The organism is Runella sp. R5_40 (genome assembly GCF_057652295.1).
Map to the genome: position 1 here is coordinate 68,611 of NZ_JBYFCH010000030.1, position 8,317 is coordinate 76,927.

Annotated in this window: 6 protein-coding genes and 1 pseudogene; all 7 read left to right on the forward strand. The window is 46.3% G+C overall.

What is annotated here, in order from left to right:
* Nucleotides 1–55 precede the first annotated feature (55 nt).
* Nucleotides 56–2,836: a DUF7133 domain-containing protein gene (locus tag AC23N5_RS29020; protein WP_487758198.1), complete on the forward strand. Its 2,781-nt coding sequence runs from the start codon at nucleotides 56–58 to the stop codon at nucleotides 2,834–2,836.
* A gap of 24 nt (nucleotides 2,837–2,860) precedes the next feature.
* Complete coding sequence (locus AC23N5_RS29025) at nucleotides 2,861–4,987, forward strand: xanthine dehydrogenase family protein molybdopterin-binding subunit (RefSeq protein WP_487758199.1); 2,127 nt, start codon at nucleotides 2,861–2,863, stop codon at nucleotides 4,985–4,987.
* Between the two features lie 396 nt (nucleotides 4,988–5,383).
* Nucleotides 5,384–5,677 carry a hypothetical protein gene (locus tag AC23N5_RS29030; protein WP_183980327.1) on the forward strand — a complete coding sequence of 98 codons (294 nt, stop codon included), beginning with the start codon at nucleotides 5,384–5,386 and terminating at the stop codon, nucleotides 5,675–5,677.
* A complete protein-coding gene (locus AC23N5_RS29035; RefSeq protein ID WP_183980325.1) occupies nucleotides 5,637–6,044 on the forward strand; it encodes a protein-export chaperone SecB in 408 nt (135 codons plus the stop codon). Before AC23N5_RS29030 ends, AC23N5_RS29035 begins: the two co-directional genes overlap by 41 nt.
* A gap of 9 nt (nucleotides 6,045–6,053) precedes the next feature.
* Nucleotides 6,054–6,629: a hypothetical protein gene (locus tag AC23N5_RS29040; protein WP_487758200.1), complete on the forward strand. Its 576-nt coding sequence runs from the start codon at nucleotides 6,054–6,056 to the stop codon at nucleotides 6,627–6,629.
* 69 nt (nucleotides 6,630–6,698) lie between these two features.
* Nucleotides 6,699–7,061: pseudogene (locus AC23N5_RS29045) on the forward strand (molybdopterin cofactor-binding domain-containing protein); the annotation flags it as partial.
* A gap of 50 nt (nucleotides 7,062–7,111) precedes the next feature.
* The gene (locus tag AC23N5_RS29050) at nucleotides 7,112–7,984 is read left to right on the forward strand and encodes a metallophosphoesterase family protein (RefSeq protein WP_487758201.1); all 873 of its coding nucleotides are present in this window, start codon (nucleotides 7,112–7,114) and stop codon (nucleotides 7,982–7,984) included.
* Nucleotides 7,985–8,317: the final 333 nt, after the last annotated feature.

An 8,317-nucleotide genomic window follows, 5' to 3' on the forward strand; every position in this document is an offset into this window, starting at 1 on the left:
AGTAGATTTTGACCCATTTAGGCTTATACGTACAACTTGAAAAACCCAAAGTTGTATGCAAACCTCTACGTTAAAACTAGGCTTGGTAAGTGCCTGTTTAGCACTTGCTTTTTGCTCTTTCATGGTTTCTGTTCCCCCTAATGAATTGCTGAAAAAGGTGTACGAAAATCAATCGGATACCTTGACCAAAGTAAAGCTGCCGCCTGGGGTTGACCCCGAAAGCGAAGATTGGAAAGGGATTGATTTAGAACCCAAAGCCCCCGTTCGACCGCTCGGTGTGGCTGAGGAGCAAAGTCGGTTTTTACTGCCGCCAGGTTACCGCATTGAGCCTGTGTTGACCGAACCTGCCATTCAGCAACCAGGTGCCATTGCCTTTGATGGCAACGGACGTATGTATGTCTTGGAACTACGTTCGTACATGCTCGACGCTGATTCAAAAAACGAGCTAGAGCCGACCAGTCGCATTTCTCGTTGGGAAGACAAAAACAACGATGGCGTGTATGAGTCAGGGACGACTTTTTTGGACAATTTAATCTTTCCGCGTTTTGTGCTGCCCTACGGCAAAGATTGCATCCTTACCATGGAATCGGATGCCGATAACGTGTATAAATACACCGATACCAACGGCGATGGTAAGGCCGATAAAAAAGAACTTTTTACCACCAAATACGGTCGGTCGGGGAATGTGGAGCACCAACAGGCGTTTATGTATTATGGCATGGACAACTGGCTATACAGTACCGTCAACGCTTTTCGGGTGCGGGAAACGCCCAATGGGGTGATTCGTGAAAAAACGGGCTTCAACCGTGCCCAATGGGGCGTTACGCACGACGATGATGGGAAGTTGTGGTTTCAGGGTGGGGCAAGTGGCTTGCCTTCGTACTTTCAGTTTCCGATTCATTACGGCAATTTTGACGTTCCCAACGAATTTGCCAAAGGATTTGATGTACCGTGGGGAGCGCCCGTCAAACTAGCAGATATGCAGGGTGGAATGGACGAAGTGCGTCAGCCTGATGGTTCGCTCAATCGGGTGACGGGTGCGGCAGGAAATGACGTGTATCGCGGTGATCGTTTGCCCGAAAATATCAAAGGACAGTATTTTTATGGTGAACCCGTTGCGCGAATTGTTCGCCAAATCAACCCCGTCGTCACGGAAGGATTGACAACGCTGCACAATGCTTTCCAAGACCAAAAATCGGAGTTTTTACGCTCTACCGACCCGCTTTTTCGTCCTGTTGATATGGCCACTGCCCCCGATGGAACGATGTATATTGTGGATATGTACCACGGCATTATTCAGGAAGGGCAATGGACCCAAAAAGGAACGTACCTCCGTACCAAAATTGAGCAATATCAACTGGACAAAGTGGTGGGACTGGGTCGAATTTGGCGCGTTACCTACGACGGAAAAGAACGCGATAAAGCAGCACCCAAAATGCTTAACGAAAATTCGGCGGCTTTGGTCAAACATTTGGAGCACCCCAATGGCTGGCGTCGCGATGCCGCTCAACAGTTAATCGTACTCAAAAAAGACCTTTCGGTGGTACCAGCCTTGACTTCTATGGCCCTGACTAGCAAGAGTGTCGTCGCCCGCTTTCACGCGTTGTGGTCGCTGGAAGGATTGGGAGCGTTGAAAGTGAATTTGGTGCAAAAGTTGATGCAAGACCTCAATCCGCGCGTCCGTATTCAGGCCATTCGTGCCAGTGAAACGCTTTATAAAGCAGGCGAAAAAAGCCTAGAAACGGCTTATGCTAGTTTACTCAACGACCCCGATGCCAACGTGGTAATTCAAGCCATGATGACGGCCAAGTTTTTGAAGTTGCCAAACATGGAAAGCGGCATCAAGGCCGCCATGGAAAAAAACAATGCAGCGGGCGTAAAACTGGTAGGTTCGCAAATCATTGAACCCCCAAAAGCAAGAAACATGGGGCCGTTTGGTGGGGGAGCGCTGAACAAAGAACAACAGGCTTCTTTGGATAGAGGATTGATGATTTACAGTGAGTTGTGCTCTCAATGTCATGGTAACAATGGCCAAGGAACGCCCGCAGGAAACGGTAAGTTGATTGCGCCAGCATTGGCAGGTTCAGCCCGTATTCAGTCGCATCCCGAGTACGCTGTTCGGGTAGTTTTGCACGGAATGGAAGGGGCGATTGACGGAAAAACCTATGCGGGCGGAATGATGACTTCGATGAAAGAACATTCGGACGAATGGGTCGCTGATGTCATTTCGTACATCAGAAATGGGTTGTCGAACGACGCATCGTTGGTGACGCCGCAGCAAGTGTCGAGCATTCGGGCTAAAACGGCCGATCAAAAAGGGATGTATCCGTACGAAAAATTAATAAAAACCGTGCCGCACGAACTGCAACCACAAGAAAGTTGGAAAATAACGGCGAGCCACACCACTTCGACCCGTATTGGGGGAAATGTCTCTCCTCAAAGTGCTTTTACGTACGAAGGTTGGACCACGGGTGGTCGTCAGTCCAAAGGAATGTGGTACCAAATTGAGTTTCCAAAAGAAGTGAACTTAACCGAACTGCAATTTGTGGCACCTGCCAGTATCAAAAAAGGCTGGCAACGCAACCCCAAAGCTCCCCAAACTCCACCTCCGATGGTTCAGTCTTACCCAAGGGCTTATACCGTTGAGACGTCGTCTGATGGGGCAACTTGGAAGGAGTCCTTGGTCCAGTTGAAGGGAAAAGAAGGGGAAAATGTAGTTTCTTTGGGCAATGTTAAAACCAAGTTTGTACGCCTAAAACTCAACGAAGACTTGGCCCAAGACAGCGATGAGGTTCCGTGGTCGATGCGACAACTGAAGGTTTTTGGTCAAAATTAAAAAGTACTATATTTCGTACACACCATGTCTAACAAATTGAACCGTAGGGGTTTTATAAAGGCTTCCACCATGATGGGAGGGGGTATTTTACTGAGTTTTCGGGGAAATGATTCGGTGGCAGCGACGTTGCCTGCGGAGGTGAGTTTCAACAGTTACCTTTCCATTTCTCCCGATAATGTCATCACTATTTTTGCCCCAAATCCAGAAGTAGGCCAAAATATCAAAACGGCTTTTCCGATGATTGTGGCCGAAGAATTGGACGCCGATTGGAAGAACGTGAAAATCGTTCAAGCCCATTTGGATACCAAAAAATTCAACCGCCAAGCCACGGCGGGGAGTGGCGCCATGCAGCATTCGTGGGATCGGCTTCGCAAAGCAGGCGCCACTGCGCGATGGATGCTCATGGAAGCCGCCTCCAAACGTTGGAACGTAGCTCACTATACGTTGATGACAAACAATGGCTGGGTGTGGCACAAAGAATCGGGTCGTAAACTAACTTACGGTGAATTAGCCACCGAAGCGGCTACTTTACCCGTACCGACAGAAGTAAAGTTTAAGGAGAAAAAAGACTATAAACTGGTCGGTAAACCCATTCACAACGTCGATAACGCAGACATCATTACGGGAAAACCAATCTATGGCTTGGACATTTATCGGGAAGGGATGTTGTTGGCGATGATTGAACGCCCTCCGTTTGGCGCAAAAATAAAATCGGTCGAAACGGCGGCGGCCAAAGCCATGCCTGGTGTTGTGGAAGTGATTGTGTTTAAGAACAAAGTAGCGGTGTTGGGCAAGTCCACGTGGCAAGTAATGAACGCCCGCAAGGTACTAAAAGTAACTTACGAGCCCGACGAAGCGGTAGAAAGCACGGCTGACCACGACCGCATTATGAAACAAATGCTGGAAAAATCAGACGTAAAACCGTCGCGCAAAGAGGGTGATGTAGAGGCTGTATTGAAAACAGCCCCCAAAGTTATTACCCGCGAATACCAAGCGCCTTTTTTGTCTCACGCTTGCATGGAACCCATGAATTTCTTTGCGCACGTGAAACAAGACGGCGTTGAACTGATTGGCCCTGCCCAATTGCCCGAAGATACCCGAAAAAATGTAGCAAAACTATTGGGCGTTGATGTTGAGAAAGTTACCTTAGAAATGACGCGTATGGGCGGTGGTTTTGGCCGCCGACAGCGCTCGGATTATTCGATGGAAGCTGCCGAATTGTCGAGTTTGGTCAAAGCACCCGTCAAGCTCATGTGGACGCGCGAAGACGACATGCAAGGTGGGCAATACCGACCCGCAATGCGCTATCGTTTTGAGGCGGCACTAGACGCAAAAGGCAATTGGATAGGCTACCGAATGCGGGGCGTGGGTGTCAACTCGGGCAATAGCACGCGTCCTGACCATTTCCCAGCGGGTGCAGTGCCAAATTTTCAGGTGGACTCTATCGACCACAAGTCCCCCGTGACGACGAGTCCGTGGCGGGCACCTTCCGAGAATTTTTTGGGGTTTGCCGAGCAGTCTTTTTTTGATGAAATTGCCACCGCCGCCCACCGCGATCCCATCGAATACCGTTTGGAATACCTCGAAAAAGCCCAAAAAGAACCCGTTGGGGCGGTAAAATATGACATTGAACGGATGAAAGGAGTGATAAAACTGGTGGCCGAAAAATCGAATTGGGGCAAAAAGAAAAACGTTTATCAAGGTTTTAGTGCCTATTTTTCGCACGGCTCGTACATTGCACAAGTAGCTGAAATAGAGAAGGTAAAGGGTCGTATAGTGTTGCGAAAGGTGATTGCAGCGGTGGACTGTGGGGTAGTGGTCAACCTCAGCGGCGCGTACCAGCAAGTGCAAGGCGGCATCATCGACGGCTTGGGGCACGCCTTTTATGGCGAAGTAACGCTCAAAGATGGTGTCCCTAACCAACAAAATTTTGATACCTACCGCCTGATACGCATCAACGAAATTCCCGCCGTGGAGGTGCATTTTGTGGACAGTGCCATCAACCCCACGGGTTTGGGTGAACCCGCCCTTCCACCCGCCGCCGCTGCTTTTGCCAATGCCTTTTTCAAAGCCACGGGCAAAAGGCTTTATAACCAACCTTTTATGAAAGAAGAGGCGATGAAAGGAGTGAGGTTTGGTCAAAGCAGTTAATATCTATCATCATAGATTTGTCATTCTGATCCGAACGCTTTCGGGTCGGAATCTGGGACCTTCTCTGCCGGAGTTGCGGGGCCCGCAGCGGCTGAGGCTGCCCGAGCGATATCGTGCCCGTGCGGTGTTTTTTAACAACTTCATGGGGCTTGGCGGTGCAGACACCACCAAGTGTAAAAAAATCATCGTGTTCCATGACAGTGTGTATTAGAATAAATGAAAATAATATAAGATATTGACAATCAGAAAAGTGACATTGTTAAATGTTTTCTTAGATTGATTGTAGCTATTGTAATATTTATTACATTTGCGCCCACTTATCAAACTATCTTACATCATTTGACGTTTGATAGATAGGATATTTTATCATTGATAGTAGTATAAACTCACAGTGTCATGTCTAATTTTTTGGAAGAATTGAAGAAGTATTTTGAGGCTACGCCCCAAGACATTATCTTTGACAATTGGGCTAAGTACGATAACGAAGAAAATAATGTAGGGCCTACCATAGAGGATTTTTTGACCCACTGCCATTTGTATCAGTTGCAGTCGAGTGATCCTATGAAAAGGCCATCGCACCAGTTTTCGTTAAGTACGCCAAGCCCGAAGAGTTCTTCGGGCTTTTTTTATGTAAAATCAATCAACATCAATGGAAAAGGCAGCATTTACCCTTACCAATTATCAATTTGAAAAAGTAAACATTGACCTCACACAGCATACTTCTAACGATTTACTTCTTGATTTCGACCCCAAAGGAGCTTACATCAACCAAGAGAGTGTTTACGAACTAACATTTGTTGTGACTATTTTTGTGCAAGGCCAGACGGCCCCCTTTGTGTTGGTACAGTGCAAGGGCTGGTTTAATTTTGAAAATCTTTCTTCCTACGAAGCCATCCCTGACTACTTCTATCGCAATGCTATCGCTATTCTATTTCCTTATGTGAGGGCTTATGTAAGTTTAGTCACTACCCAAGCTAATGTACCTGGTGTAATCATCCCCACACTCAACCTTTCCGGTTTGGAGGGTAGTCTAAAAAACAACACCACTCAAAAATAGCCAACAACATTGAGTATTAGGATTGTATATCAGACGTTAGAAGACCGCAATAGCGACTTAGACCGCCTCGAAACTAATGGCCCCTATGCGTGTCACTGGGAAAATACGTGGCTGGGCAATGGTTACTATTTTTGGGATACATTAATAGAAAATGCCCACTGGTGGGGCAAAGAAGTGCGCCAATACTCAAGCGGTTACATTATTTGCAAAGCTGTTTGTGACTTCAACGATAATGAGTGCTTTGATCTGTTTGGAAACTTAGAGCATCTGCAATGGCTCAAACAAACGTATGAAATAATGAAAGGCAAAGGGCTCATAACTAATAGGACTACTGTCAAAACAATACTTGCTTTTTTGAAAGGAACACTAAAAAGTTTTGATTACGTAGCTGTAAGAGCCAATGGACTTAAAAGCAAGGGGTTTAATTCTGATTATAATGTCAATGTACTATTTGAGCCAAATAAGCCTCAATACTTAGATTTATTGCCTGCAGTTCAAATATGTTTTTTTTCTAAGGATGCAATGAGTTTACGCAATTATAGTGTGGTTTATCCGGAAGAATATGCACAAAATGAGTATATATAAGTAACAAATACGCTTGGCGGTATTTTCACCACCAAGGACAAAAACGTTAATTTTCAGTCAGCAACTCATAAAGTTTTTTCACGGCTTTCTTGCGGCGTGGTCGTGAACCTCAGCGGCGCGTACCAGCAAGTGCAAGGTGGCATCATCGACGGCTTGGGGCACGCCTTATATGGCGAAGTAACGCTCAAAGACGGTATCCCCAACCAACAAAACTTTAATACCTACCGCTTGATACGCATCAACGAAATCCCCGCCGTGGAGGTGCATTTTATGGACAGCGCCATCAACCCCACGGGTTTGGGTGAACCCGCCCTACCGCCTGCCGCTGCTGCCTTTGCCAATGCCTTTTTCAAAGCTACGGGCAAACGCCTTTACAACCAGCCTTTTATGAAGGAAGAGGCGATGAAAGGAGTGAGGTTTGGGGTGAAATAGATAGCCTGAACCGTGCTTTTTTCAGTTATACCTTTAAAAATGGCATTCTCATGATGAAGCACTTTCTACTTGTTTTGGTTTACTGTCTTTGTTTAGATGCAGTTTCGGCTCAAAACGGCAACTTTTCTTTCGTTTTTATGACTGATATGCACCTACGCCCCGACCCCGTCGTAGAAAAAGCATTCAATAAAGTAGTACAACGAATAGAGCAACTAAAACCTGATTTTGTGCTTTCGGGTGGAGACCAGATTTTTGACATCATGCGGGGGAATCGGGCAAAAGGAGATTCTCTTTTTACCTATTACCTAAGCCAGACCCGTAGATTTAAAGTCCCAGTTTACAATTGCGTAGGAAACCACGATCTCTTTGGAATTTACGAGGAAAGCCCAGAGGATTCCTCGCATCCCGACTATAAACTGGGCATGTTTAAGCGATATTTTGGTGATCCCTACTATTCATTTAACCACAAAGGATGGCATTTTATGGTCTTAAACGTGTTGGATGTAGATAACTACAAGTACATAGGGAGAGTGGATGAAGGTCAGTTAAAATGGATAAAAAATGACCTCAGTTCCATAAAGCCCGAAACCCCCGTGGTGGTGGTCGCCCATATTCCTTTGGTGACAACTTACCATGACTTGTATCCTCCACAAAACGGCTATCTCTCTCAGCCCCCAGTGGCTAACCGTAATGAAGTCTTGGCGCTTTTTAAAGACCATAACCTCAAGTTTGTTCTTCAAGGACACATTCACTGGTTTGAGGACTTAAACATAGCGGGAAAAACGCACTACATCACTGGGGGATCCATCGCTGGCCGACCATCATGGCGCGGTAATACACACGGTTCAAGGGGCTTTTTGAAATTTAATGTATCTGGTGGCAACGCTACCTATGAGTTTGTATCGTATGAGGATAAAGACTGACATTTGTGAGATAGAAGACCAATCAAGGGAAGTCGCAGTGCGGTGTGTATCGCCCAAAATGGAGTACCAATGTCTTGTTGTTTTCTTATTACTTAAATTTTATTTTTCGATTTAGCTGTACCTTTGCTATATGGAGCCAAAAAAGACGAAACGTCAAGCAAGTGGGCGGCAATCCGCACAATATGACCGCGGCGGCGGACCGCAAGATTTTTAAAGAGAATATCGAAGCAGTCATTTCGAGCATTATGCAAAATGTGCCGCACGGATTTCTATGGTTTATGCAAGCGTGCGAGTATAATTTTTGTCATATTTTTGCTGGTGATGCACCACCGA